Below are 761 nucleotides of genomic sequence, written 5' to 3'. Positions count from 1 at the left end.
ACTCCAGATAAACAGTTTGTTGGAAAACCAGACCCAGTTACAGTGAAACGTTTAGATAAGAACGGAACTCCAGTGACTGCGACTTACAGTCCAGAGTTCACTAAGGTAACACCAACTGGTTCAGGTGATAAGACAGAAGGTCTGCAAGGTCAGGTCCAAGAAGGTAAAGTGACCTTCACTCCAGGCCATGACTCAGTTCCATTCCCAGCTGCCTCAACTCCACTATTTGACAATGGTACAGCTGTGAAAGAAGTGCCAAATGTCGGTAAGTTTGAAGTGGACGCAGAAGGCAAAGTGACCTTCACTCCGGACAAGCAGTTCAAGGGTGAAACACCAGAACTTGAATTGACTCGAGTGGATGCTAACGGAACTCCTGTTACTGTCAAGTACCAAGCGGTGGTGAAAGAAGTAGTTCCAACCAGCACTAACGCAACCAGCATAGGTATCCAAGGTCAACCGCAAAAAGGTACCCCAACCTTCACAGAAGGCAATCCACTGGTTCCAATTGATGATACGAAACCAATGACTTTCGAAGATGGACAGTCCACGAAAACAGTTCCAGGTGTGGGTGTGTATACCATTAACCTAGATGGATCTATTACCTTTACGCCGGATAAGAAATACTTCGGAACTCCAGATCCAGTAACAGTTAAACGAGTTGATAAGAACGGTACCCCAGTCACTGCGACTTATACCCCAACAGTGACCAAGGTAACACCAACAGGAACTGGCGCAACCAGCACAGGTCCTCAGGGTGTTCC

General features: G+C 46.9%; 1 pseudogene. It reads left to right on the top strand.

The features are described 5' to 3' along the window. Positions 1-761: pseudogene (locus HMPREF2766_RS10225) on the top strand (YSIRK signal domain/LPXTG anchor domain surface protein); the annotation flags it as partial.

Source organism: Streptococcus sp. HMSC076C08 (assembly GCF_001810825.1).
Lineage (GTDB): Bacteria > Bacillota > Bacilli > Lactobacillales > Streptococcaceae > Streptococcus.
Note: the sequence above shows the minus strand (reverse complement) of the source record. Positions and strands in the feature narration are given on the sequence as shown.